The 24,528-nt window shown below is 68.9% G+C and carries 22 protein-coding genes and 1 riboswitch; of the genes, 10 read left to right on the plus strand and 12 right to left on the minus strand.

The genetic code is table 11. From position 1 onward, the window contains the following. Positions 1-78 precede the first annotated feature (78 nt). The 4 genes from U1F38_RS09395 (at position 79) to U1F38_RS09410 (ending at position 4,415) form a co-directional block, all read left to right on the plus strand. Positions 79-2,415 (plus strand): ATP-binding protein, encoded by a 2,337-nt coding sequence (locus tag U1F38_RS09395; RefSeq protein WP_409986797.1) that lies wholly within the window; start codon positions 79-81, stop codon positions 2,413-2,415. Positions 2,416-2,478: 63 nt separating this feature from the next. Then, positions 2,479-2,763 carry a CopG family transcriptional regulator gene (locus U1F38_RS09400; RefSeq protein ID WP_409986798.1) on the plus strand — a complete coding sequence of 95 codons (285 nt, stop codon included), beginning with the start codon at positions 2,479-2,481 and terminating at the stop codon, positions 2,761-2,763. A gap of 2 nt (positions 2,764-2,765) precedes the next feature. Beyond that, positions 2,766-3,086, plus strand: coding sequence for a type II toxin-antitoxin system RelE/ParE family toxin (locus U1F38_RS09405; RefSeq protein ID WP_409986799.1), 321 nt, complete (start codon positions 2,766-2,768; stop codon positions 3,084-3,086). 363 nt (positions 3,087-3,449) lie between these two features. Then, positions 3,450-4,415, plus strand: coding sequence for an IPTL-CTERM sorting domain-containing protein (locus U1F38_RS09410; protein ID WP_409986800.1), 966 nt, complete (start codon positions 3,450-3,452; stop codon positions 4,413-4,415). An 83-nt stretch (positions 4,416-4,498) separates the two neighbouring features. Here the strand turns inward: U1F38_RS09410 and U1F38_RS09415 are convergent, their stop codons facing one another. The 4 genes from U1F38_RS09415 to U1F38_RS09430 form a co-directional block, all read right to left on the minus strand. Further along, positions 4,499-5,131, minus strand: coding sequence for an AAA family ATPase (locus tag U1F38_RS09415; protein ID WP_409986801.1), 633 nt, complete (start codon positions 5,129-5,131; stop codon positions 4,499-4,501). A 76-nt stretch (positions 5,132-5,207) separates the two neighbouring features. Beyond that, a complete protein-coding gene (locus U1F38_RS09420; RefSeq protein WP_409986802.1) occupies positions 5,208-5,570 on the minus strand; it encodes a hypothetical protein in 363 nt (120 codons plus the stop codon). 154 nt (positions 5,571-5,724) lie between these two features. After that, positions 5,725-6,417 (minus strand): restriction endonuclease, encoded by a 693-nt coding sequence (locus tag U1F38_RS09425; RefSeq protein WP_409986803.1) that lies wholly within the window; start codon positions 6,415-6,417, stop codon positions 5,725-5,727. 189 nt (positions 6,418-6,606) lie between these two features. Then, a complete protein-coding gene (locus U1F38_RS09430; RefSeq protein ID WP_409986804.1) occupies positions 6,607-8,583 on the minus strand; it encodes a RecQ family ATP-dependent DNA helicase in 1,977 nt (658 codons plus the stop codon). Positions 8,584-8,640: 57 nt separating this feature from the next. Here U1F38_RS09430 and U1F38_RS09435 point away from each other — a divergent pair, with 57 nt between their 5' ends. Then, a complete protein-coding gene (locus tag U1F38_RS09435; protein ID WP_409986805.1) occupies positions 8,641-9,687 on the plus strand; it encodes a homocysteine S-methyltransferase family protein in 1,047 nt (348 codons plus the stop codon). A gap of 45 nt (positions 9,688-9,732) precedes the next feature. Here U1F38_RS09435 and U1F38_RS09440 read toward each other — a convergent pair whose 3' ends face one another. Continuing rightward, positions 9,733-10,512 carry a hypothetical protein gene (locus U1F38_RS09440; RefSeq protein ID WP_409986806.1) on the minus strand — a complete coding sequence of 260 codons (780 nt, stop codon included), beginning with the start codon at positions 10,510-10,512 and terminating at the stop codon, positions 9,733-9,735. A 104-nt stretch (positions 10,513-10,616) separates the two neighbouring features. On the opposite strand from U1F38_RS09440, the gene U1F38_RS09445 reads away from it, so the two are divergent. Both U1F38_RS09445 and U1F38_RS09450 read left to right on the plus strand, forming a co-directional pair. Then, entirely contained in the window at positions 10,617-10,883 is a 267-nt protein-coding gene (locus U1F38_RS09445; RefSeq protein WP_409986807.1) for a helix-turn-helix domain-containing protein, read from the plus strand. A 358-nt stretch (positions 10,884-11,241) separates the two neighbouring features. Next, a protein-coding gene (locus U1F38_RS09450) for an IS630 family transposase (protein ID WP_409986808.1) occupies positions 11,242-12,181 on the plus strand; the annotation gives its coding sequence in 2 pieces (ribosomal slippage) (positions 11,242-11,588 and positions 11,587-12,181; 942 coding nt in all). A 16-nt stretch (positions 12,182-12,197) separates the two neighbouring features. Here U1F38_RS09450 and U1F38_RS09455 read toward each other — a convergent pair. From U1F38_RS09455 to U1F38_RS09480, 6 genes are all read right to left on the minus strand, one after another. Further along, positions 12,198-12,617, minus strand: a complete 420-nt coding sequence (locus U1F38_RS09455) for a putative toxin-antitoxin system toxin component, PIN family (protein WP_409986809.1) — start codon at positions 12,615-12,617, stop codon at positions 12,198-12,200. Beyond that, the gene (locus U1F38_RS09460; RefSeq protein WP_409986810.1) at positions 12,607-12,855 is read right to left on the minus strand and encodes a type II toxin-antitoxin system Phd/YefM family antitoxin; all 249 of its coding nucleotides are present in this window, start codon (positions 12,853-12,855) and stop codon (positions 12,607-12,609) included. The genes U1F38_RS09455 and U1F38_RS09460 overlap by 11 nt, the downstream gene beginning before the upstream one ends. Positions 12,856-12,942: 87 nt before the next feature. After that, entirely contained in the window at positions 12,943-13,821 is an 879-nt protein-coding gene (locus tag U1F38_RS09465; RefSeq protein WP_409986811.1) for a DMT family transporter, read from the minus strand. Positions 13,822-13,947: 126 nt separating this feature from the next. After that, on the minus strand, positions 13,948-14,634 hold the full coding sequence (locus U1F38_RS09470; protein WP_409986812.1) for a 4'-phosphopantetheinyl transferase family protein: 687 nt from the start codon (positions 14,632-14,634) through the stop codon (positions 13,948-13,950). Then, the gene (locus U1F38_RS09475) at positions 14,631-15,872 is read right to left on the minus strand and encodes a phospholipase A (RefSeq protein ID WP_409986813.1); all 1,242 of its coding nucleotides are present in this window, start codon (positions 15,870-15,872) and stop codon (positions 14,631-14,633) included. The genes U1F38_RS09470 and U1F38_RS09475 overlap by 4 nt, the downstream gene beginning before the upstream one ends. A 151-nt stretch (positions 15,873-16,023) precedes the next feature. Then, on the minus strand, positions 16,024-20,115 hold the full coding sequence (locus U1F38_RS09480) for a Pls/PosA family non-ribosomal peptide synthetase (protein WP_409986814.1): 4,092 nt from the start codon (positions 20,113-20,115) through the stop codon (positions 16,024-16,026). A gap of 70 nt (positions 20,116-20,185) precedes the next feature. On the opposite strand from U1F38_RS09480, the gene U1F38_RS09485 reads away from it, so the two are divergent. Further along, entirely contained in the window at positions 20,186-20,647 is a 462-nt protein-coding gene (locus U1F38_RS09485; protein WP_409986815.1) for a PACE efflux transporter, read from the plus strand. 55 nt (positions 20,648-20,702) lie between these two features. Here the strand turns inward: U1F38_RS09485 and ilvB are convergent, their stop codons facing one another. Next, a complete protein-coding gene (gene ilvB, locus U1F38_RS09490) occupies positions 20,703-22,514 on the minus strand; it encodes a biosynthetic-type acetolactate synthase large subunit (RefSeq protein WP_409986816.1) in 1,812 nt (603 codons plus the stop codon). Between the two features lie 109 nt (positions 22,515-22,623). Here ilvB and U1F38_RS09495 point away from each other — a divergent pair, with 109 nt between their 5' ends. Together U1F38_RS09495 and U1F38_RS09500 are read left to right on the plus strand one after the other, a co-directional pair. Beyond that, positions 22,624-23,136 carry an Lrp/AsnC family transcriptional regulator gene (locus U1F38_RS09495; RefSeq protein ID WP_409986817.1) on the plus strand — a complete coding sequence of 171 codons (513 nt, stop codon included), beginning with the start codon at positions 22,624-22,626 and terminating at the stop codon, positions 23,134-23,136. After that, positions 23,136-24,389 carry a threonine ammonia-lyase gene (locus U1F38_RS09500; protein ID WP_409987020.1) on the plus strand — a complete coding sequence of 418 codons (1,254 nt, stop codon included), beginning with the start codon at positions 23,136-23,138 and terminating at the stop codon, positions 24,387-24,389. Before U1F38_RS09495 ends, U1F38_RS09500 begins: the two co-directional genes overlap by 1 nt. Before the next feature lie 47 nt (positions 24,390-24,436). After that, positions 24,437-24,521: riboswitch (S-adenosyl-L-homocysteine riboswitch) on the plus strand. Positions 24,522-24,528: the final 7 nt, after the last annotated feature.

Below are 24,528 nucleotides of genomic sequence, written 5' to 3' on the forward strand. Positions count from 1 at the left end.
TCCATCGCGGCGCGGCTTGCGTTATCGTGGGGCGCGTGGGCTGCCCGCGGGGCGGCCGACTTTTGGCGGGAGATTGGCATGGCCAAGCGTTTGCTTCAGTTGCAGGACAAGACGGGGATGCTCGCATCGCCCGGGCTCGCCACGGCGCCGGTGCTCGATCTGATGTGCTCGCATTTCGTGCTGATGCTGGCGGCGCAGCAGGGCGGCAAGTTCAACGTGCGGCGCGACATCAACAGCCTCATGTCGCTGGCCGGCCGGCACCTGATGTGGCCGCCCGCGGTGCTGGCGCGCGTGCGCGAGTTTTTGCTGCGCCGCTGCAAGGACAACGAGCTGTGGCGCGGCCACGAGCGCCTGAGCGACGCCGAGTTCCTGGAGCGCCACGGCCTGTGGCGCGGCCCGTACGAAGAGGGCACGCTGTTTTTTTATCTGGACGAATACGCCAAGGACTCGCCCAAGGACCTGCTGGCCCTGCTGGCGGCCACCGGCCAGTGGCTGAGCCACGCGCTGAAAAAGCATTCGACCCTGGTCGAGAAAAACATCGATTCGCTATCGAATCTGTTGCAACTCAACAAGGCCGAGCGCGCGCTGCTGCTGTACGGCACGCTGGCGCGCTACCAGCGCGACCTGCGCAGCCTGCTGGTGGAGTTCAAGGTCAACAACGCGCCCGAGGCCTATGCCGCCATTGCCGACCTGGCCGGCGTGACCGCCACCGAGGTGGGCGAGGCGCTGCGCGCCGGCAGCCGGCTGGAGCGCATCGGCCTGGTCGAGAACCTGATTTCCGAGCACAGCATCACCGACCTGGCCGATTTGATGAAGGTGAGCGAAAAGCTGCCGCCGGTGCTGATGCGCGAATACCGCGACCGCGCCGAGCTGATGGCGGTGTTCACCCGCCCGGCCGCCAAGAGCGGCCTGAAGCTGGGCGACTTCGACTTTGTCGGCGACGACGTGCCGGTGCTGGTCAACCTGCTGCGCAAGGCGCAGGCCAGCAAGGCCGAGGGCGTCAACGTGCTGCTGTACGGCCCGCCCGGCACCGGCAAGACCGAGCTGGCCAAGGTGCTGGCGCGCGAGGCCGGGCTGGCGCTGTTCGAGGTCGAATACGCCGACCGCGACGGCAACAGCCTGTCCGGCCGCGACCGCTACCGCTCCATGCAGATCGCGCAGGTGTTCCTCAAGGGCTCGCAGGAGGCGGCGCTGCTGTTCGACGAGGTGGAAGACGTGTTCCCCACCATCGGCGTGGACGCCGCCGGCCTGATGGCGCGCGCCGAGCAGCAGGCCTTTGCCAGCAGCGTGGGGCACAGCGTCAACGGCAAGGCCTGGGTCAACCAGGTGCTCGAGTCCAACCCCGTGCCCACCATCTGGGTCACCAACCGCATCGAGCAGATCGACCCGGCCTTTCGCCGCCGCTTTGCCTATCACCTGGAGCTCAAGTCGCCCCCGCCCGGCGCACGCGAGCAACTGGTGCGCCGCGCCCTGGGCGACGCCCGCGTGGGCGACGAACTCATCGCCAAGCTGACCGAGCGCAAGGGCCTGACGCCCGCACAGATCGGCACGGCGGTGCGCTTTGCCGAGCTGGCCCACGTGGGCGACGAGCGCGGCGGCCCGGCCTTCGAGGCGCTGATCGAGCGGCAGCTGAAAAACGCCGACACGGCGCTCGGCCGCGTGGATGACAGCGGCGCCGCGCGCAAGCGCAAGACCGTGACCACCTACGACCTGGGCATGCTCAACGTCGAAAGCCGCTTCGAGATCCCGCGCATTGTCGAAGCGCTCAAGGCGCGCGGCCACGGCGCGCTGTGCTTTTACGGCGCGCCCGGCACCGGCAAGACCGCGCTGGGCGAATACATCGCCGAGCAGATGGGCAAGCCCCTCATCGTCAAGCAGGCCAGCGACCTGGTCAGCAAGTTCGTCGGCGAGACCGAGCAGAACATGGCCGCCATGTTCAGGGAGGCGTCCGAAGAAAAAGCCGTGCTGCTGCTGGACGAGGCCGACAGCTTTCTGCTCGACCGCCGTGGCGCGCAGCGCAGCTACGAAGTGACCGAAGTCAACGAGATGCTGCAACAAATGGAGCGCCACGACGGCGTCTTCATCTGCACCACCAACCTGCTCGACCGCATCGACCAGGCGGCGCTGCGGCGCTTCACCTTCAAGATCAAGTTCAAGCCGCTCAGCGCCGAGCAGCGCGAGCGCATGTTCGTCACCGAAGCCTTGAGCGGAAAGGCCGATCTGCTCACGCCCGACGCGCGCCGACGACTATCGAAACTGGAGCAGCTGTGCCCCGGCGACTTCGCCGCCGTCAAGCGCCAGACCGACATCCTGGCCACCGAGTTCTCGCCCGACGAGTTTCTCGACCAATTGGAGGCCGAGCACCGCATCAAGCCCGAGGTGCGCGAGCAGCGGGGGATGGGGTTTGTGCAGTAACTGGGCGTGCAGCACAAATGCGCTGCTGCCTGACTGACTCTCGGCCCCAAGCCAGCCGAGATCATGCCCACCACCACCATCCGCACCGACGAGCGGTTGAAAGCCCGCATCGCGGCCGTGGCCGAGCAGGCGGGCAAGACAGCGCACGCGCTCAGTCTTGAGACCCTGGCCGACGCGGTCGAGCGCGCCCAGGCGGATGCGGCGCTGCATCGCCTGGCCGACGAGCGCTGGGCTGCGTTGAAGCAGTCCGGTCGCTCGGTGCCATGGGATGAGGCCAAGGCCTATCTGCAAGCCCGCGCCGCCGGCAAGGCGCCATGCCAACCCAAGGCCCGCGTACCGGCGCCTTGACCATGACGCGGATCGAAGGGGCGCCCGAGGTGCTGGACGACTTCGATCGCTTTTTCGAACACCTGACGGGTTTTGAAGTCGCCGCCGTTTGCGGGCGATTGCAAGAAATCTTTGAGGCCATCCAGGTGCTGGCGCGCAGGCCCTGGATCGGCCGCCCGATTGCAGGCGGCAAGCGGGAGCTGGCCATTGGGCAAGGCAGCCTGGGCTGCGTCGCGCTGCATCAATACCTGGCTGAAATTGACACCGCTTTGGTACTTGCGTGCGCGCGCAATGCGAGGCCGGTTTCAAACACTGGCAGGCAATGGGCGGGATCGCGCGGCTGATCGAAGCGTGTCATTCAGTGCGGAAATGTTCATCTGACCCCAGTTTCCCTGTGTGGAAATGTTCATCTGACCCCAGTTTCCCCCCCAGTTTCCCCTGACGGCGAGCGCTCCGGAGGAGACCCTCATTGGGGGAAATGTTGCGACTGGAAGTGTGGTCGAAAGTCCGCCTTGACCCCCCGAATTGCGTGTCGTAAGTCACGGATCATGGATGAAAGGCGGTGAAAACAATGCAATTGGATACATATGACGTATCCTGTGGCATGCTGAAAATCGGCATCCAAGCCATCACACATCGCAGGAGTGTTGACATGGCACACGCCGGTTGTCGTCCCAACCGTTGTCAACCTTCATTCAAAAAGCGCCATGTTGCATCAATCCGCATTTCGTACCGGTCTGGCCGTCGCCGCGCTGACTTGCGCCGGCCTGGCCCAGGCCGTGCCGCTGAACGTCGGCTACGACAACTTCACCTACAGCGGCACCGTCACCCGCTACGCCACCCTGGCCGACGCGCAAAATCAGGTCAATGCCACCGGGGGGCCGTACACCATTCAGACCGCCTCCAACAGTTCCCCTGCCCCCGTTCGCACGACGCGCGCCAACGCGCGGGACGGCAGCCTCACTGTGACCAGTTCCGCTCCGGCAGCCTATGGCAGTGACTTGACCCTGTTGAGCACTGCCTGGTACTTCACCACGTTCCCCGCCAATGGCGACGGTTGGGGCAACCCCAACAACACCAACAACGGCTTCATCCAGTACTACTTGGAAAGTGCCGCCCCCACCATCACCGGTGGTTGGCAACCCGGCTACACCCAGTTTCAGCTGACAGTCGCCGGCGGCAATGGAGACAGCTTGAACGCAGCCCGTTTCTGGCCGGTACCAAACCCCAGCGGGCCAGCCAACATTTCGGGCGGGACCTATGTCGAATTCAACCTCAATCTGACCGCCAACTTCGCAAGCCCGGCCACCTTGAACGGCGCCACCGGCTGGTACGAAACCACGGCCATGCCGAGCAGCGTTGCCGGAACGGTCAGCGGCATCTTCCAGAACGACCAGGGCAATGACGTCCAATACAACGGCTTCTACCGGTTCAACTACACCCTCGCCGGGTCGGGCAGCTGGGCCGCGGACAACTCGGCCACGTGGGATGACGGCGGCACACGGGTTGCGCCCGCCAGCCTTTGGGCCGCACCCGCGGCTGTGGTGCCGCCGACGACCGTTGCACCCGTCCCAAGCCTGGGCAACTGGGCGCTGATCGGCCTGAGCCTGGCACTCGGGTTGATGGCGGCCATGCGCCAGGGCGCTCGCGCGCGGCCCGCTCGCTTGCGCTGAGGCGGCCCGACTCCGTTTCTCAAGCCCGCCCGATCATGGCGGGCTTTTTTCTGCGCGATGACGGCCTGTCGAGGCCGCATCCGTCACGGCGTCAGCGCGGTCTCCAGCACCGGCTTGGCCCAGTCGGGCGTGCGGGCCAGTTGCGCGGCGTCGTCGGCCGCCGGCCAGGCCAGCCGGCCCTGTTGGATCACGGCCACGGGTGTCGGGTCGGGCACCGGCTGGCCGGGCGCCACGCTGGTGCTGTTGTCGAACACGCGCACCTCGGCCAAGTGGGGCAGCAGGGCGATCAGGTTGGCGATGGCGCTGTGCCAGCGCTCGCGGACCTTGGCCTGGGGGATGTCGTGGCCGCCGGCGGTCACGCGCTGGCGCACGCGCGCCAGGTGCAACTCGGGCGAGTCGAGGCCGCAGAACCACACCAGCACGTCGTGCGTGCGGCTGGCGTGCCGGATGCGGGCGGGCACGCTGCGCCCGCCCAGGGTGGTTTCAAAGGCAAAGCTCTGGCCCCCGGCGACGGCGGCGTCCAGCCGGCGCATGCCTTCGGTCCAGGCGGCGGCGTTGGCGCTGGTCTGATCGCACCCGGTGGCTGCGGCCAGTTCGCGCGCAAACGCGTCGGGGTTGAACCAGGCCAGCCCGGCGCGCGTGAGCAGATGGCCGCCGATGGAGCTTTTGCCCGCGCCGTTGACGCCGGCCAGCACGTAAAGGACGGGGCGCGGCATGGGCGAAATGGGGTGATTGCGCCTGCCAATCAAGCGCAAGCAGCTATTGAATTGATAGTTAAAGGAGGGGCGCTGCTCAATGCGTCTGGCCGGCGCGCACCTGCCCGTGCAGGGCCGGGGCTTGGCCGAACGCGGCGCGCAGGGCGGCGTCGGCAGCGGGGGCGGCCAGCGCGGCCAGGCGCTCGTCGAACTGGCGGCGCAGGGTGGCCAGCGCGTCGTCCTGGCGGCCCTGGTTGGCGGCGGCGGCCTGCACCAGGCGCTGGTATTCGTCGGTGGACAGGATGACGGCCTCGGGCTGGTCGTGGTTGGTGACCAGCACGCGGCCTTCGCGCCCGACGGTGCGCATCACGCCGCGCCAGCCCAGCTTCTTGACGTCGGAAGCGGGGGTGCGCGGCAGGCTTTGAACGGCGGCGGGGGACAGGACCAGGGCGGCGGTCATGACGAGCTCCATGTGAACCGATGGGGCCAATATACCCCATTGGTCCATTTTGGCCAATGGGCCGGCGGTTTTCCTGGGCATGGCGCCGGGCCTGCGCCGGCGCACGCCCGCGGGCTCGCGCTCGTGGGCAGGGATGGGATGGCTTGTCAGCGCCTCAACTGGCGCAGCGCGGCGCGGCCAGCTCGCTGGGTGCGATGGGCACGGTGGGCATGAAGTCGCGCCGGCCGCGCACCTGGTGGTCGGGGCGCAGGACGGGGCGCAGGACGGGGCGCCGCGGTGCAGCGGGCGCGGGCGGCGGAGTCAACGGGGCGGCCAGCGTCGACGCGGGACCGGCGCGCGAGGCGCTCGGCGCGGGCTTTGCGGCGGGGGCGGCGGCGCCATCGCCGGCGCGCTGCGGCGGCTGCAGTTGGCGCGGGTCGAGCAGCAGGATGGCGTTTTCGCGCGCCAGTGCGCGGGCGGCGGGCGTAAACACGTCGCCGGCGCACAGCAGGATGCCGGCCGTGGCCTGGTGCCTGGCCACGGCGCGGATGACGGCCTGCACGGTGGCGGCGTCGACGCGCGGCGCCTGCCAATGGGCGGCATGCACCAGGTAGCGGCGCTGGCCCTTGTGCAGCAGGCGGGCGCCGGCCTCGGGCCAGGGCGCGCCCGGATGCTCGGGCGCCAGGCCGCGCGCGTCGAAAAAGCGCGTTGCCGCCTGCGCCAGCCGGGCCCATTGCGCGGGGGACGCGGACGCGGCGGCCGCGGGCGCGGCGCCGGCTGGCCCGCGCCGCGCGGGCATCAGGGCGGCAATGGCCGTCAGCACCCGGGTCAGGAGGCTGCGCGTGGGCGTCGATGGGGCGGTGGTCATGGTGCGCTTTCTGGTTTGCACGGGCTTGCCATGCGGGGCCGATTGTGGTGAAAGTCCGGCGCGCTGTCTGTGCAGTGGTTCACACTGCGCTGCACAACGCGGCGCCGCGCTTCTTGTCAGTGCGCGCCGGCGTGACTTTCTGCGCGCCGCGGCCGGTGTGCCGCAAGCGGCTCGGGGCCATCCGGGCGCTCAGGGCGCCGACTGGCACACGCGCAGCACCTCGGCGCCATGGCGCTCCAGCCGGGTGGCGCCCATGCCGCTGATGCCGGTCAGATCGTCCAGCGCCTGGGGCGCGCGCGCCGCGATGGCCGCCAGGGTGGCGTCGGGAAAGATCACGTAGGCGGGCACGTTGTGCTCGCGCGCCACTTCGGCGCGCCAGGCCTTGAGCGCGGCAAAGCGCTGCTGGGCCGGTGCGTCCAGCCCCGCCGCGGCGGCGGGTGCACGGGCCGGGGCGCCGCGCGGCGTGCGGCGGCGCTCGCGCGCGGGGGCGGCCTGGTGCGCGCGCAAGGCCACCGCCTGCTCGCCGCGCAGGATGGGGCGGGCGGCGGGCAGCAAGTGCACGGTGTTGAAGCGCTCGGCGTCCACGCGCAGCGCGCCGATGGCGATCAGCTGGCGCAGCACGCCGCGCAGTTCGGTCTCGCTGAACTCGACCCCCAGCCCGAAGGTGCTGATCTGCTCGTGGCCGAACTGCCGCACCTTGTCGGTGGCCTTGCCGCGCAGGATGTCCATCAGGTGGCCGGCGCCAAAGCCGATGCCGCTCATCTGGTGCACGCGGTAGATGGTGGACAGCAGCTTGCGCGCGCAGTCGGTGGCGTCCCACACGGCCGGCGGATGCAGGCAGTTGTCGCAGGCGCCGCAGTAGCCCGGGCGGTAGCGCAGGCGCGCTGGTTCTGCATCCAATGGGCCGCCAGCGCTTTCCAGATGTGCGCTGGCAGCTATCGAATTGATATCGCCGACCATGGCCTCGCCAAAGTAGGCCAGCAGGCGCTCGCGCCGGCAGCCGGTCGATTCGGCCAGGGCCAGCAGCGCGTCCAGCTTGCCGCGCATCACCTGCTTGAAGTCGTCGCCGGCGGGGCTCTCGTCGATCATGCGGCGCTGGTTGACGACGTCTTGCAGGCCATAGGCCATCCAGGCGTCGGCCGGCAGACCGTCGCGCCCGGCGCGGCCCGTCTCCTGGTAGTAGCCCTCGATGTTCTTGGGCAGGTCCACGTGGGCGACAAAGCGCACGTCGGGCTTGTCGATGCCCATGCCGAAGGCAATGGTGGCCACCATCACCACGCCGTCCTCGCGCAGAAAGCGGTCCTGGTTTTGCCGGCGCTCGTCGGCGGGCAGGCCGGCGTGGTAGGGCAGCGCGTCCAGTCCCTTGGTGCACAGCAGCGTGGCCAGCTCCTCCACGCGCCGACGCGACTGGCAATAGACGATGCCGGCCTCGCCCGGGTGCTCGTCCTCGATGAATTGCAGCAACTGCCGCGCCGGGTCTTTCTTGTCGACGATGGTGTAGGCGATGTTGGGGCGGTCGAAGCTGCTGACGAATTGCCGGGCGTCCTGCAGCTGCAGGCGCTCGACGATGTCGGCGCGCGTGGTGGCGTCGGCCGTGGCCGTGAGCGCAATGCGCGGCACGCTGGGCCAGCGCTGGTGCAGCACCGTCAGCTGCCGGTATTCGGGCCGGAAGTCGTGGCCCCACTGGCTGACGCAATGCGCCTCGTCGATGGCGAACAGGCTGAGCTGGCCATGCGCGTGCAGCGTGTCCAGCAGGCCCAGAAAGCGCGGCGTGGCCACGCGCTCGGGCGCGGCGTACAGCAGCGTCAGCTGGCCGGCCAGCAGGCGGCGCTCGATGTCCTCGGCCTGCTCCCAGTCCAGCGTGGAGTTGAGAAACGCGGCGGGCACGCCCACCTCGTCCAGCGCGCCCACCTGGTCGTGCATCAGCGCGATCAGCGGCGAGATCACCAGCGTGACGCCACGCCCGGCCCGCTGGCGCGCGATCGCCGGAATTTGATAGCACAGGCTCTTGCCGCCGCCGGTGGGCATCAGCACCAGGGCGTCGCCGCCGGCGCACACATGGTCGACGATGGCGCCCTGCTGGCCGCGAAAGTGCTCGTAGCCGAAGACTTCGCGCAGGATGGCGGGCGGGGATTGGGCGGTGGGAGGCGAGGCGACGGAAGACAAGCCCTCGATTGTCCCCAAAAACCGGGCGCACCCCCCGCGACGCCTAAAATTTCAGCCATGAACGCCTTGCCCTACACCCGCGCGCAGCAGCTGCCCGAGATCCTCAAGCAGCGTCTGGTCATCCTCGACGGCGCCATGGGCACCATGATCCAGCAGCTCAAGCTGGGCGAGGCGCAGTACCGGGGCGAGCGCTTCAAGGACTTTCACAGGGACGTCAAGGGCAACAACGAGCTGCTGAGCCTGACGCGCCCCGACGTGATCCGCGCCATCCACGAGAAATATCTGGCCGCGGGCGCCGACCTGATCGAGACCAACACCTTCGGCGCGACGAGTGTGGCGCAGGCCGACTACGACATGGCCGAGCTGGCGCGCGAGATGAACGTCGCCTCGGCCAAACTGGCGCGCGCGGCCTGCGACAAATACAGCACGCCGGACAAGCCGCGCTTCGTCGCCGGCGCCCTGGGCCCCACGCCCAAGACCGCCAGCATCAGCCCCGACGTGAACGACCCCGGCGCGCGCAACATCGATTTCGAGACCCTGCGCGCGGCGTACCTGGAGCAGGTGGGCGGCCTGGTGGAAGGCGGCGCCGATGTGCTGCTGGTGGAGACCATCTTCGACACCCTCAACGCCAAGGCGGCGCTGTTTGCGATCGACGAGTTTTTCGACAAGAGCGGCGAGCGCCTGCCCCTCATCATCAGCGGCACGGTGACCGACGCCTCGGGCCGCGTGCTGTCGGGCCAGACCGTGACCGCCTTCTGGTACAGCGTGCGCCACGCCCAGCCGCTGGCCGTGGGCCTGAACTGCGCCCTGGGCGCGGCGCTGATGCGCCCCTACATCCAGGAGCTGGCCAAGGCCGCGCCCGACACCTTCATCAGCTGCTACCCCAACGCCGGCCTGCCCAACCCGATGAGCGACACCGGCTTCGACGAAACCCCCGATGTCACCAGCCGCCTGCTGCACGAGTTTGCCGCCGAGGGCCTGGTCAACATCGTCGGCGGCTGCTGCGGCACCACGCCCGAGCACATCGGCGCCATCGCGCGCGCCGTGGGCCCGCTGGCGCCGCGCGGGGTACAGGCGGCGGGGTTCTATCGCGAGGCGGCCTGATCGTCCCGTGGAGAAGGAACCATCAAAACGCCTTAGCCTTGCGGACTACTTCTTCGTCGCGATGTAGAAGAACCCATCGGTCTTGGATCCGTTCAGCGCTTCTGCAACGAACGTGCCGTTGCTGTAAATGGCGATACCACGCACCATCGTGCCGTTTCCAACGGCGCAACTGCTGCCGCTGAACGTTACGGCCACATCAAAGACATTTTTGCCTGTTGGCCGTGGAAGCGCGCTGCCCGAGGCTGAGCAACCACCGATCGCCGGCATCGTGACTGTGCCAGACGGTGAGATTGTGATGGCAGCCGTCTGAATCGATGTGTACGTCACTCCGGTCCCGGAATAAGTGCCCGCAATGGAGGCCAGCGACGCCGGTTGATCATAGGTGGCTACGTAGCCCATGGGCCACGTAGGACCATTGGTGATCTGTATGTTGAGGTTGTTCTTGGGTTGAAATGAGCCGGTGAAGGCGCCCCTGATCGGCGCCCTCGAGAGGAAGTTGAAGTCCGTCAACGAGCCAGATATCTGGAGTCCATTTGGCGCTGTATTTCCGAATACCGCGCCTACGCTGTTGGTTTTGCTGTTGACGTAGAAACCCCAGGTTTCTCCGTTTTCCAACACGGTCAAGGCGACATCGAAGCCGTTTGATGCCGTGCCAACCCACTGACCTTCCGGGCTTGGAGCCGGAGCCGGAGCCGGTGCTGGTGCTGGTGCTGGTGCTGGTGCTGGTGCTGGTGCTGGTGCTGGTGCTGGTGCCGGGGTGTCGTCGCCGCCGCACGCGACCAGGAAGGCGCACATCAATCCGATGCCTGCAAGTTTCTTGTTCATCCGTTCCTCTCTCGTTTGGGTTGGTACCGATTTGGCTTTTGCCAACCATATTTTACAAAAAAGTCGTAACTGGAATATTCTAGTATGGAATCAACCATCTGCGGGTGTTGGTTTCAGTACATCATCCGCGCTACAAGGCCTTACGCGCTGCGCTGGTGGCGCTGCGCAACACGGCGGGACTGACGCAGATGCAATTGGCGCAACGCTTGGAGGTGGGGCAATCCTATGTCTCGAAAATTGAGCGTGGCGACGCTTACGTCGATGTGATGCTGTTTGCCGACTGGTGCCGGGCGTGCGGCGTCAATCCGGCACAAACACTGGACCAGGTCATGCGCGAGGCTCCAGACTGGACTGACCTATCGGGTCGATAGCATGGGGGTTTCAGCGCAGTCAAACCGCTTCCATCATCGCGGCGCCGTCGCGTAATCAGCGGCGCACAAAGCTCTTCGGTGTTGGGGCACCACGCCCGATCACATCGGCGTCGTTGCGCGCGCCGTGGAGCCGCTGGTGCCGCGGGGTGCAGGCAGCGAGGCTTTAAAAGGAGGTGCCGTGGAGGCGTCGATGTCCCGAGTCGAATTGGCCAACGACGCTTGTGGATATGGCGCTGAATGCTATTATATTAATAGTTATCATGCTGCGTCGCAACATGATCGGCGTCTTGTCTAGAGCATTTTTGATTTAATTATTTACGATCTGTATGATGAGTTCCTCGACCAGGAGGAACTCAAGATGCAGGCGTACTCCCAGGACTTGCGAGAGCGGGTATTGCGCGCGATCGAGCGAGGCGAGAGCCCCACAGAGATTGCCCGAAGATACGAGGTCAGCCGCATGTGGGTGTACCAGGTGGGCAAGCGGCTGCAAGCCACGGGTGAGCGAACGAGCCACCAGGTCGGGGGCTACCGTCGTTCGCGGGTGACGGACATGCAGCCGACGCTGATGCAGTGGCTGAAGCTGGAGCCGGACTTGACGCTGGCGCAGTTGTGCGAGCGACTTGCCGGGCAAGGTATCCAGATCAAGGCGGCGGCGCTGTGGCACCAACTGGACAAGTGGGGCTTGAGCTTTAAAAAAAACGCTGCACGCCAGCGAGCAAGATCGGCCCGACGTACAGCAGGCGCGCCAGCATTGGCGAGCCAGGCAGGCCAGCCTGCAGCCGCAAAGGCTGGTGTTCCTGGATGAGACGGCCACCAGCACGAACATGACGCGCCGCTACGGGCGCGCCCCGCGCGGCCAGCGCTGCGTGGCGGCGGCCCCACATGGGCATTGGAAGACCACCACGTTCATTGCCGGCTTGCGCAGCGACGGCGTGACAGCGCCTTTGGTGATCGATGGTCCCATGGACGGTCAGGTGTTTCTGGCCTGGGTGCGTCAATTCCTGTGCCCAACGCTGCGCCCTGGAGACATCGTCATTGCTGACAACCTGGCCAGCCACAAGGTCACTGGCGTTGCGCAAGCTATCGCCGCCAAAGGCGCCAGCATCCTGTACCTGCCGCCGTACTCGCCCGATCTCAATCCGATCGAGAAGATGTTCGCCAAGCTCAAGGCGCTGCTGCGCAAGGCCGCCAAGCGCAGCGTCGATGCGCTTTGGGATCACATCGGTGAGTTGCTCGCGCAGTTCTCGCCTCAGGAGTGCGCAAATTACTTCGCCTCAGCAGGATATGTCAGCACATAAATCAAAAATGCTCTAGTCAGGGAATCGCCTTTTGCAAAAAGTCCGAAGGTGTCACGATCTCGATGCCGTGAAACGGGTGCAGCGCCAGCAAGTCCTGATCGCCGGTCACGATCAACTGCGCCTCGCCGGTGAGGGCGACGTCGAGAAATTTGTCGTCCTTGGGGTCTCGGCAGGCGTGAATTCGCTGCGTGATGGCCACCATGCGCACCACGCCGCCCAAGCGGCGCAGAAACTGCTGGCGCTCCGCGCGTGTCACCCAGCGGTCGAAGCGCGGGCGCGACAGCACGTCGGTCAGCTCGGCCAGCGTGGCCTGCGAGACCAATGGGACGCCCCAGGCCAGGCCGTGATCCACCGCCCGGGCCGCCACGCCGCCCGGCGCCAGCAAACGGCTGATCCACAGATTGGTGTCGATGACCAGCCTGCGGTCAGTCGTCACGCAGCAGTTCCTGCAACACGTCCTCGGTCATTCCGGCGGCTTGGGCGCGCGCGCCCACCTGATCGCAAAAGCGCTGAAACTCCGATACGTTCAGATGCACCAGGCGCTCATATTCGTCGGCCGACATGATGACGGCCACGTCGCGCTTTTGCCGCTGAATGAGCACCGGCCCGCGCCGTGTCGAGTCGATGATGTCGGCAAACCCGCTTCTCGCTTCACTGGTGGTCACCGTGCGCATGACATTTCCTTGTACAAACTGTACGTATTGTACGTTGTGACGCGCTGCAAGGGTGAGCCCCTGCAAGGGTTGACTGTGCGAACCAGTTCAATCGCGCCGCAGCAGCACCGCCCCGATCGCCACCACCACGCAGGCCATGGCGGCCAGGTCTTGCCAGCTGGGCCATTCGCCCACGATCAGCGGGCTGCTCAGCACGCCCACCATGGGCACGGCCATGATGCTCATGGCGCTGGTGGATGAGGGCAGGGCGCGCGCCAGCGCAAACCAGATGACCTGGGCTGCGCCGTAGTTGATCAGCACCGACCACACCAGGCTGGCCCATACCGGCGCGCTGAACTGCCAGCGCTGGGCCGGCTCCAGCAGCAGGGCCAGCGCCTGGATCGCCACGGCCGACAGCACCATCATCCACACCACCAGGGCCTCGGCCGGCAGTGTCAGGTGCGCGCGGCGCATCCAGATGGTGCCCAGCGCCCAGCAGAAGGCGGCGGCCTGCATCCAGGCGATGCCGGCCGGGCTGCCGGCCAGGTGGCCCAGCTCGCTCCACAGCAGCAGGGTGATGCCGGCCAGCACGGCGCCCACGGCCACGGCCAGCCGGGCGGTAAAGCGCTCGCGATAAAACAGCACCGAAAGCAGCACCGCCCACACCGGCATGGTGAAGCCCAGGATGGCCGCGCGCCCGGCCGGCAGGTGCGCCACCCCGATGATGGACAGCCCGTGCCAGCCCAGGATGTTGGGCGCGCCCAGCACCACCACGTCGCGCCACTCGCGCGCGCCCTGCGGCAGCATGCGCACGTCGCGGGCGCGAAAGTACACGGCCAGCAGCAGCGCGCCGCCCATCATGGTGGCGGCGCGAAAGTGCAGCGGCGTCAGCTCGCGCAGCGACACCTTCATGATGGGCCAGTTCAGGCCCCACATCAGGGTCAGCAGCAGCAGGCCGACGAGCTGGCGGCGGGTGAGGGTGGACATGCGGCGAGCTTAGCGAAGGCTTGTCCGGTCCGTTTGGAGCGGGCAAGCGGCCGAACAGCCGAACAGCCGAACAGCCGAACGCAGAGGAATCGCAAAGGACGCAGAAAAGACATCCTTGAGCGGGGTTCAGTGGGGTGGCCAGGCCAGCGCGGCGGCGTACTTGGGTGCGGCCCAGGGCGGCAGGTGCAATGGCACGGCGTGCAGGGTGGCGAGGGCTTGGCCCAGCGCGGGCGTCCACTCGACCAGCGGCTGGCCTGCGCATTTCAGGCGCGCTTCGTGCAGTGTCCAGGCGCGTGTGAATGCTTCAAAAATCGAAGCATCTTGCGCTTGTCGTGCAAGAGTTGTGGCCGTATCGGGCCCCAAATACAGGGCGGCGGTGCGCAGCAGGTCGGGCACGGGGGCAGCGCGTGGCACGGCTTGCACATCGACGCCCACGGCGCCGCCGGTGTGCCAGGCGATCAGCGACAGGCCCGGGGCGTGGCCGATCGACAGGCCCGTGGCAGCCAGGCGCGCTGCGAGCGGCGCTTGGGCCTCCGCCGAGGCCGCCAGCGTGGCACGGGGTGGTGCGCCGCGTCGGTCGGAGATGACGAGCGCATCCGGCGCGCAGCCCAGCTCGCGCGCCATGGCGGCGGCCAGGGCCGTGCGCGCCGTTTGCCGCGCGGCGGCGCGCGTGGCTTCGGGGGCGTTGGGCTCGCCCGCCGGCGCGGCCAGCAGGCGCGCGCGTGGGGCGTCGGGCGCGTCGCTGCCCTCGAAGTCGCAGGCCAGGGCCATCGGCGTCAGGCGCGGCGGGCCGGCGTTGCTCGGGCGGCTCAAAAATCGACCAGGCTCAGCCCGACGGAAAACACCGTGCGGCGGAAGTTGTAGTCCAGCAGGCTGTCGCCATAGCCGTGGAACACGGCCGTGTACAGGCGCAGGCCCGAGAAGCTGTTGCCCCAGCCGGTGCCCAGCGAGCGCGTCCATTCCAGCCGCGTCGATCCGTACTTGTTGAGCGATCCGGTGTAGGTGGCGCGCAGCGTGTTCTTGCTGTCGATGTTCCAGCCCAGCGTGACGTCGCCGCGGCCGATGTAGCGCACGATGTCGGGGTTGTTGTCCTTGGCGCTGCTCTCGCGCAGGCGGTGCCACAGGCGCAGCTGCAGGTTCAGGCGGTTGTCCTGCTCGAAACCGGCCATCAGGTAGGCCCGGTTCCAGCTGCGCGACAGCGGGTCGCTCTGGCCGTTGGACTGGTGCACCAGGCCGGCGCCCGAGTAGCGCCACAGCCAGCCGCCGGGCAGCTTCAGGGTGGTGGGATAGACGTAGATGACTTCGGGCGCATGGTCGGTGTTGCGAAACGGCCGCGACAGCGCGCTGTTGAATACCTGCCAGTACGACTGCTGGGTGTAGCCCACCCACAGCGAGTCGCGCAGCGTGCCCCCTGCGGGCGTCAGCAGGCCGCTGGCCAGCTTGGTGCGCACCGACAGCGACAGCCGCATCTCGTGTTTGCCGTAGTTGATCGGCTCGGTGGCGCTGTTGGCCGGGTTGGGCGAGCTCGGCTGGTCGTTGATCCGGTCGCCTGCGACCAGCGACACCGTGGTGGGGTGAAACGAGCGCAGGCCGAAGGTCGGGCAGCTCGAGCCGGACTCCAGCTCCCAGAAGCGCGACAGGTCGGAGAACTGGCGGTCGCGGCAGCCCTGCTCCAGCCCCACGCCGACGATGCCGGCCGAGCCCGAGGCGGAGACGCCGGGCGCCCGCTCGGGCTGGGTGGTGGCCAGCGCGGCGGCCACCTCGCCGCGCACCGCCGCGGCCTGTGCGCTGGGCGCCTCGTTGCGCGTGGGTGAAGCCTCGACGGAGCGGGCCTTCTCCTCGATGGCCGTGATCAGCGCCTGCTGGCCGCGCGCCCAGGCGTCGAAGCAGCTCAGGCGTTCGGGGTCGGGCTGGCCCAGGCAGGTCTGCCAGGCCGTGGCCGCATCCAGCCGTGCGGCGACATCGGGCGCCGCGACCGGCGTTTGCGCGCCCGCCAGGCCGCACAGCAGGGCCAGCAGCGGGACAGCGCCCTTCAGGGGCGATCGGGTCATGGTCTTGGGGTCGTGGCCGCGGGCTTGCCGCAGGGGCAGCACCGGCCAAGCATGAGAGAGAACGAGGCGCCATTGTGCGGGAGATCGCCCGCGGCGCCGGCGCCGCTTGCATCCGGATGTGTCGGGGCCGATGCGCCCGGCCGGCGCGGGGTCAGGCCGGGCGATCGGGCGCGGTGGGCCGCCACGGCGCTGCGGGCAGGCCGTGCCAGCGCGTGGCGGGCGGAATCTGCTCGCCCTTCATCACCAGCGTGAGGGGGCCCAGCTGCGCGCCGTCGCCCACCTGCGCGCCGTACAGCACGGTGCAGCGCGGCCCCAGCGTCACGCGGCTGCCGATGCGCACGTGGTCGATCTTCATCACGCGGTCTTCAAACAGGTGGGTCTGCGGGCAGCAGCCGGCGTTCAGTTCGCTGTGCTCGCCGATGTGCACGCAGTCGAACTCGGTGATGTCGGTGGTATCCAGATAGACGCCGCGGGCGATGTCGGCGCCCAGCAGCTTGAGCGCATCGTTCAGCCAGGGCGTGCCGCGCAGGTAACGCAAAAACCAGGGCACGGCCACGCCTTCGTACAGGTTGGTGGCGGCCTCGGACAGCCAGACGAAGGGCGTCCACATGGGCACGGCGCGCTGGCCGTAGCGCCGCACGACCAGCCACTTGAACAGCCACACGACGCCGAAGGCGCTCATGCCATACAGCACGCCGCCCACGGCCAGGTCCAGCGCCACCGCGCCCCAGCGGCCGTCCTCGGCCAGCGGCATGGCGTCCAGCACGATGGCGTAGCCCACGGCAATCACCAGCGCGTGCGGCACGGCGATGCGAAAGGCCTCGACCAGCCCGCGCGCGCCCTTGCGCCAGGGCGAGGGGGCGAACGTCAGGTGCTCAGGGAAGCCCGCCACCACCTCGCGCGCCGGCAGGCGCAGGGGCGGCGCGCCCAGCCAGGTGTCGCCGCTCTGCATGCTGGCGTTGCGCGGCACGGCGCTCAACACGCCGATCAGCACGTTCTCGGGTACGGTGGTGCCGTCGGGCACGTAGGCGCCGTTGCCGACAAAGCTGCGCCGCTCGATCACCGTGGGCTGCACGCTCATCCAGCCGCCGTCGATGTGCTCGTCGCCCAGCATCACCGCGTCGGCGATGAAGCAGCCGTCGCCCAGCGTCAGCATGTCGGGCACCACGCCCAGGGCGGTGGACAGCTCGGTCTCCTTGCCCACCCGGGCGCCCAGCAGGCGGTACCAGCTGGCCGAATACACCGTGGCGTAGATGCCGTGCAACACGGCCAGGCTGGCCTCCTGGATCTGGTTGACCAGCCACTTGGCGAGATACCGGTTGCTGTGGATGGGCCAGCGGCCCGCGCGCATGCGCGGCAGGAAGGCCCAGCGGATGGCCGCCGACAGCAGCACCGTGGCCAGGATGAACACCAGGCTGGCCGGCAGCGCCAGCACGAAGAATTTCAGCAGGCGCAGACTGAAGGCCTGGATGGCGCTGATGTCGCCTTCGTCCAGCAGCGGGCGCACCGAAATCTGCGGCACGTCCAGCCAGTCGATCGCCATGAAGGTGGGAAACACCGGCATGAAGAAGAGCACCGCCACCGCCAGCGCGCCCAGCACGAACACGGCCAGCTCCCCCGCGTGCCGCCGCGCACTGACGGGCGGGCGCGCCGGCAGGCTGGCAGGGTCGAACGGGCCGCGCGCGCGCGCCGGCGAGCCGTGCCACACCTCGCGCGCGGGCACGCGCTGGCCGGCGGCCAGGGCCGACTGGCCCTCGACGTGGCCCCAGTCGCCGATGACGGTGTCGCCCTCGATCACCACGTAGGAGCCGATGCAGGCATTGGCGCCGATGTCGATGCGCCCCAGGTGCAGGCGCCCGCCCTCGACGCGGGCGTTTTCCAGATTCACGCCGTTGCCGATGCTGGCGCCCGCGCCAATGCGGACCAGGTGCGGCACGCGCATGGTGGTGGAGCCCATCACCACCTCGGGGCCGATGCGCGCGCCCAGGCCGCGCAGCCAGGCGCGCTGCAGGGGCGAGCCGGTGATCATGTACACCGGCACCACCTCCACCAGCCGGTCGGCCAGCCACCAGCGCCAGTACACCCAGCCCCACAGCGGGTAGCTGCCCGGCCGCAGACGCCCGGCCAGCAGCCAGCGGCCCGCCCAGGCCAGCACAAAGCCCAGCGCCGTGGCGGCCAGGAAGGCCGCCACCGACATGCCCACGGCGCGCGCGATCGAGTCGCCCGGATCGCCCGTGTAGAAGTGGTAGGCAAAAAACGGCGCCAGCCATTGCGCCATGTTCACCAGCACCAGCAGCGGAATGACCAGCCCCTGCGCGATGCCGCAGCGCCAGCGCCGCCAGCGGCTGTGCAGCAGGAAGGGGCGCTCGGGCGCGGGCGCCGCGGTGTCGATCATGCCGGCCTGCAAGGCCTCGGCAATGGCGCCGATGCGCCGGTGGGTGTAGATGTCGCTCACCGTGGCCTGGGCAAAGCGCGGGTCCTGCCGCAGCGCCGACGTGAGGCGCGCGGCCAGCAGCGAGTGGCCGCCCAGGTCGCTGAAGAAATCCTGCGCGCGGCGGATCGGCTGGCCCGCAAACAGTTTGCCCAGCGCGGCAAACAGCGCTTCTTCGGCGGGCGTTTCGGGCGCATCGCCGCCCTCGGCCGGCGCGGCGGCGGCCAGCGGCAGGCCCTTGAGCACCTTGCGGTCGATCTTGCCGCTGGACAGGCGCGGCATGGCCGCCAGCGGCTCGAAGCGCGCCGGCACCATGTAGGGCGGCAGCTTGTCGGCCAGCGCGGCGCGCAGGGTTTTCGTTTCGGGGGGTGCGCTGCCCGCCCTGACGTAGAACGCGATCAATTGGTCAATGCCCTCGTCCGGGCGCAGCACCACGGCCGTGGTGCCCACGCCGGGCTGCGCCGCCAGCACGGCCTCGATCTCGCCCAACTCCACCCGAAAGCCGCGCACCTTGACCTGGTCGTCCGCGCGGCCCAGGCATTGCATCTGCGGCGTGCCATCGGCTTTCAGCTCCACCCGTGCCAGGTCGCCCGTGCGGTACAGGCGCGCCTCGCCCTCGTTGCGCGCCCAGGGGTTGGGCAAAAACTTCTCGGCCGTCAGCTCCGGCCGGCCCAGGTAGCCGGCGGCCACGCCGGGGCCGGTGATGCACAGCTCGCCGGTCTCGCCAAAGGGCAGCAGTTTCAGGGGCGGCACCACACCGCCGACGATGGCCTCGGGGTCCATGACCTCGATCACCAGCAGGCCGTAGTTGGGCAGGGCCTCGCCAATGGTCACCGGCTCGCCCGCGTGCAGCTCGGCGAGACTTGCCGACACCGTGGCCTCGGTCGGCCCATAGGTGTTGAACATCTGCCGCCCGGGCCGCGCCCACTGGTCCACCAGCGCCTGCGGGCACATCTCGCCGCCCAGATTGATGATGCGCAGGCCCGGCACGTCCTGCGCAAACAGCGCCAGCAGCGTGGGCACGGCGTGCAACACGGTGATGTCGTTTTCGATCAGCGCGCGCGGCAGCGCCTCGGGGTCGCCGGCGATCTCCTTGGGCGCGATCCACAGCGTGGCGCCCACCAGATAGCTGATCCAGATCTCCTCGAAGCTCATGTCGAACGCGGCCGAGAAGCCCTGGTACACGCGGTCATCCTCGCGCACCGCCAGGCGCGCGTTCTCGCTGCGCAGGAAGTGGCAGATGCTGCCCTGCGTGACGGCGATGCCCTTGGGCTTGCCGGTGGAGCCGCTGGTGTAGATGACGTAGGCCGTGTGCTCCGGCAGGGCGCCCGCGCGGCGGCGCAGGGGCGTGCCCTCGGGCAAGGGCGCCAGCAGCGCCTGCGCCGTCAGAATCCGGGCCGAAATGCCATCTCGCCCATGCAGGGCGGGCGCAAGCAGCTCTGAAATCAATAGTGCCTTGGCCTGCGCATCGTCCAGGCACACGGCGATGCGCTCGGGCGGCACCTCGGCATCAAACGGCAGCCAGGCCGCGCCGGTCTTGGCAATCGCCAACTGGCACACCAGCAGCTCGATGCCGCGCGGCAGCCACAGGCCCACCATGTCGCCCGGGCGCACGCCCGCCTCGATCAGGCGGTGCGCCACGCGGTCGGCGGCGGCGTTCAGCTCGGCGTAGCTCAGGCGCTGCAGGCCGAAGAGCAGTGCGGTCTGCCCGGGCACGCGCGCGGCGGTGGCTTCAAAAATATCGGCCAGGATTTCGGGCCGCAGCAGATCGGGCCGCTCGGGGCCGTGCAGGATGGGCAAGGGGGTGGACATCAGGGGCAAACACGGCACGCGGCCAACGACACGCGGCATTGTCGGCCATGCGTCGGCTACATTGCCCCGGATGTCTGTGCATTCATCTTCGGCGCCGCCGCTTTTCTGCCAGCTGCAGGGCCCGTGGCGGCGCGTGGTCTTCGTCACGCTGTACGAGCTGATCGCCATCGTCGCCGCGACGCTCGGCTTCATGCTGTTCACCGGGGCGGGCGCGGGTCATTCCGGCGTGATCTCGGCCGTCTCGTCGGCCATTGCCGTGGTCTGGAACGTGGCGTTCAATGCGCTGTTCGAGCGCTGGGAGAGCCGCCAGGCCAGGCGCGGGCGCAGCCTGGCGCGGCGCGTGGCGCACGCCATTGGCTTCGAGGGCGGGCTGGGGCTGATGCTGGTGCCCCTGTTTGCCTGGTGGTTCGGCGTGGGCCTGTGGGAGGCGCTGGTGATGGACCTGGGCCTGATGCTGTTTTTTCTGGTCTACACCTTCGTCTTCAACTGGGGGTTCGACCGCGGGTTCGGACTGCCCGCGTCGGCGGCGTGAGATGGGTTTCCGAATACTATTGAAAACATAGCTGCCTGCGCTTGTCAGCCGGACGTCAGCGGTTGATTTGGCTGATGTTTTCCAGGCCCTCGTCGCGGTACCACTGCGTGTCGGACAGCATCATTTCTTGGTGGCCGCGCCCGGCCGGAATCATCGGATAGCAGTTCTCCAGCGGCGCCACCCGCACGTCGAGCAGGCAGGGGCCGGGGTGGGCCAGGCAGGCATCGAGCGCCGCGCCCAGCTCGGCCGGCCGCGCCACGCGGGCCGCCGCCCAGCCGAAGGCGCGGGCCAGCGCAACGAAGTCCGGCGCCGCGGCGTTGTCGCTGTGGCTGATGCGGTTGCCATGCACCAGCTGCTGCCACTGGCGCACCATGCCCATGCAGCCGTTGTTGGACAGGATCAGCTTGATGGGCGCCTGGTGCTGCACGGCGGTGGCGAGCTCCTGCACGTTCATCAGGATGGAGGCATCGCCGCTGACGCAGACCACGGTCTTGTCCGGGTGCGCGATCTGCGCGCCGATGGCCGCCGGCAGGCCGTAGCCCATGGTGCCGGCACCGCCCGAGGTCAGCCAGCGCCGTGGCTGCTCGAAGCGCAGGTACTGCGCGGCCCACATCTGGTGCTGCCCCACGTCGGTGGCGACGATGGCGTCGCGGCCGGCCAGGCGCTGCTGCAGCGCGGCCATCAGCTGCTGCGGCAGGATGTGCGTGGCGCTGGGCCGAAAGTCCAGGCAGCGGGCCGAGCGCCAGCGCTCGATGCGCTGCCACCAGGCGTGCAGGCGCGCCGCGTCGGGCCGGGCGGGCAGCGCCTGCAGCAGCTCGTCCAGCACCAGCGCCGCGTCGCCGACCAGGGCGACGTCGGCGCGGACGATCCGGCCGATGTTCTCCGGCGCGATGTCGATGTGGATGGTGCGCGCGCCGGGGCTGAAGTCCGCCAGCCGGCCGGTGATGCGGTCGTCGAAGCGCGCGCCCACGCAGACGATCAGGTCGGCGTGGTGCATGGCCAGGTTGGCCTCGACCGTGCCGTGCATGCCCAGCATGCCCAGAAAGCGCTCGTCCGACGCCGGCAGCGCGCCCAGGCCCATCAGCGTCAGGGTGGTGGGCAGCTGGCAGCGCCGCGCCAGCGCCGTGAAAGCGGCGCAGGCCCGCGGGCCCGCGTTGATCAGGCCGCCGCCGCCATAGAGCACCGGGCGGCGCGCCGTGCGCAGCAGGTCGGCGGCGCGCTCGACCGCGCCCGCGGCCAGCGCGGGGGCGGCCAGCGCGGGGGCGGGCCAGGCCGGGCTGGGCGATTCCGCCGCCGTGCGTTCGAGCTGGATGTCCTTGGGCACATCCAGCAGCACCGGTCCGGGCCGGCCCCCGGCGGCCACGCGCAGCGCGTGCCGCACGGCGGGCGCCACGTCGCGGGCCGATCGCAGCTGGTGGTTCCACTTGGTGACCGGGCGCGACAGGCCGAGGGCGTCGCACTCCTGAAACGCCTGTGTGCCGATCACCGCCGTCGCCACCTGCCCGCTGATGCACAGGATCGGCACCGAATCGCTGATCGCGTCCAGCAGGCCCGTGATGGTGTTGCCGACCCCCGGGCCGGAGGTGACCAGCACCACGCCCACGCGGCCGGTGGTGCGCGCGTAGCCCTGCGCCGCGTGCACCGCGGCCTGCTCGTGCCGCACCAGGATGTGCCGCAGCCGCGGCCGCGCATGCAGCGCGTCGTACAGCGGCAGCGCGGCGCCGCCGGGGTAGCCGAAGATCGTGTCGACGCCGCAGGCCAGCAGGGTGTCGAGCAGACATTCGGCGCCGTTGGCGGCACGGACGGCGGCGTTTGCGGGCGGGGGCGGGGGCGTGAGCGTGGAAAGGGTGTCCATAAGCAAACGCATTGTTCAGCCAAGCGGGCCGAAATGGCTTTCAAATCTTCACATCAAACGCCGCCGAGATTGAATAACATGCGACAAATCGAGCAATTGGCCGAAAATCAATCGACACTCCATGAAATCCGCCCCGACCCCGCTCGCGCACCCGCCTGAACCGGGCGCGCCCGTGGCCCGCTTCGACAAGCACGACCTGGCCATCCTGCGCGAGCTGCTGACCGACTCGCGCTGCACGCTGCAGGAGATCGGCGCGGCGGTCAAGCTGTCGCCGACCACCTGCTGGGGCCGCATCAAGCGCCTGGAGAGCGAGGGCGTGATCCGGCAGTACACCGTTCTGGTCGATCGCGCGCGGCTCGGCTACAAGGACACGGTGCTGGTGCAGCTCACCCTGGACAGCCACACCGACGAGACGCTGTACGAGTTCGGCCGCACGCTGACGGCGATCCCGGAAGTGCTGGAGGCCTATCTGGTGTCCGGCGACTACGACTACCTGATCCGCATCGCGGTGCGCGACACGGCCGACTACGAGCGCCTGCTGCGCGAGAAGCTCTACAAGATTCCCGGCATTCGCCACAGCAAGTCGAGCTTCGTGCTGCGCGTGCTCAAGGACACCCTGGCGCCGCCGATCTGATCCGCGCCGCATCGGCGACCCGGGGGCGGCGCGAGGCGCACAATTGCACCATGCTGCAACTGGCCGACATCCAACAAGCCGCCGCGCGGGTGCGCGGACAGGTGCTCGAAACCCCCTGCGTCGAATCGCGCACGCTGTCCGAGCTGACGGGCGCGCAGGTGTTCCTGAAGTTCGAGAACCTGCAATTCACCGCCAGCTTCAAGGAGCGCGGCGCCTGCAACAAGCTGGTGCAACTCACGGCCGACGAGCGCGCGCGCGGCGTGATCGCCATGAGCGCCGGCAACCACGCGCAGGGCGTGGCCTACCACGCGCAGCGCCTGGGCATTCCGGCCACCATCGTCATGCCCAGCTTCACGCCGGGCGTCAAGGTGGCGCGCACGCGCGGCTTTGGCGCGCAGGTGATCCTGCACGGCGCCACGCTGGAGGCGGCCTACACGCATGCCAAGACGCTGGCCGACGAGAAGAACCTGGTCTTCGTGCACCCCTACAACGACGCCGCCATCATGGCCGGCCAGGGCACGGCGGCGCTGGAGATGCTGGCGCAGCAGCCCGAGCTGGATGCGCTGGTGGTGCCCGTGGGCGGCGGCGGGCTGATCGCCGGCATGGCCACCGCCGCCAAGGCCATCAAGCCCGACATCACCGTGGTGGGTGTGCAGACGCGGCGCTTTCCGGCCATGGTCAACCTGATGCAGGGCACGCAGCTGGAGCAGGGCGTGAGCACCATTGCCGAGGGCATTGCCGTGGGCGCGCCCGGCGCGCTGTGCGTGGAGGCGATCCGCCGCAACGTGGACGATTTTCTGCTGGTGGACGAAGGCGACATCGAGCAGGCCATCGTGCTGCTGCTGGAGATCGAGAAAACCCTGGTCGAAGGCGCGGGCGCCGCCGCGCTGGCCGCGCTGCTGCGCCACCCCGAGCGCCTGGCCGGCAAGAAGGTGGGCATGGTGCTGTCAGGCGGCAACATCGACCCGCTGCTGCTGGCCGCCATCATCGAGCGCGGCATGGTGCGCTCCGGGCGGCTGGTGCGCATCGTCGTCAGCACGCGCGACGTGCCGGGGTCGCTGGCGCGCATCACCGCGCTGGTGGCCGAGTGCGGCGCCAACGTGGACGAGGTGCACCACCAGCGGGCCTTTACCCTGCTGGCGGCGCAAAACGTCGAGATCGAGATGGTCTTGCAGACCCGCGGGCACGAGCACGTGAGCGAGCTCGTCGAGCGCCTGCGCGGCGCGGGGCTGGAAGTGCGGCTGGTGCAGTGACCCTGCGCCGGCGCGCCGCGCGGCGCGCGCCTTAAAATCACGGGTTGACTGCCAAGGAGCGTTGCAGCGGGCCGCGAGTGTCCCGTCAGGCTTGGCGGCCCGCGGTTTGACATGCAACGACGCTCACCTGAACGCGCCC

Source organism: Ottowia sp., assembly GCF_046348305.1.
In the GTDB taxonomy this organism is placed as follows: Bacteria; Pseudomonadota; Gammaproteobacteria; order Burkholderiales; family Burkholderiaceae_C; genus Ottowia.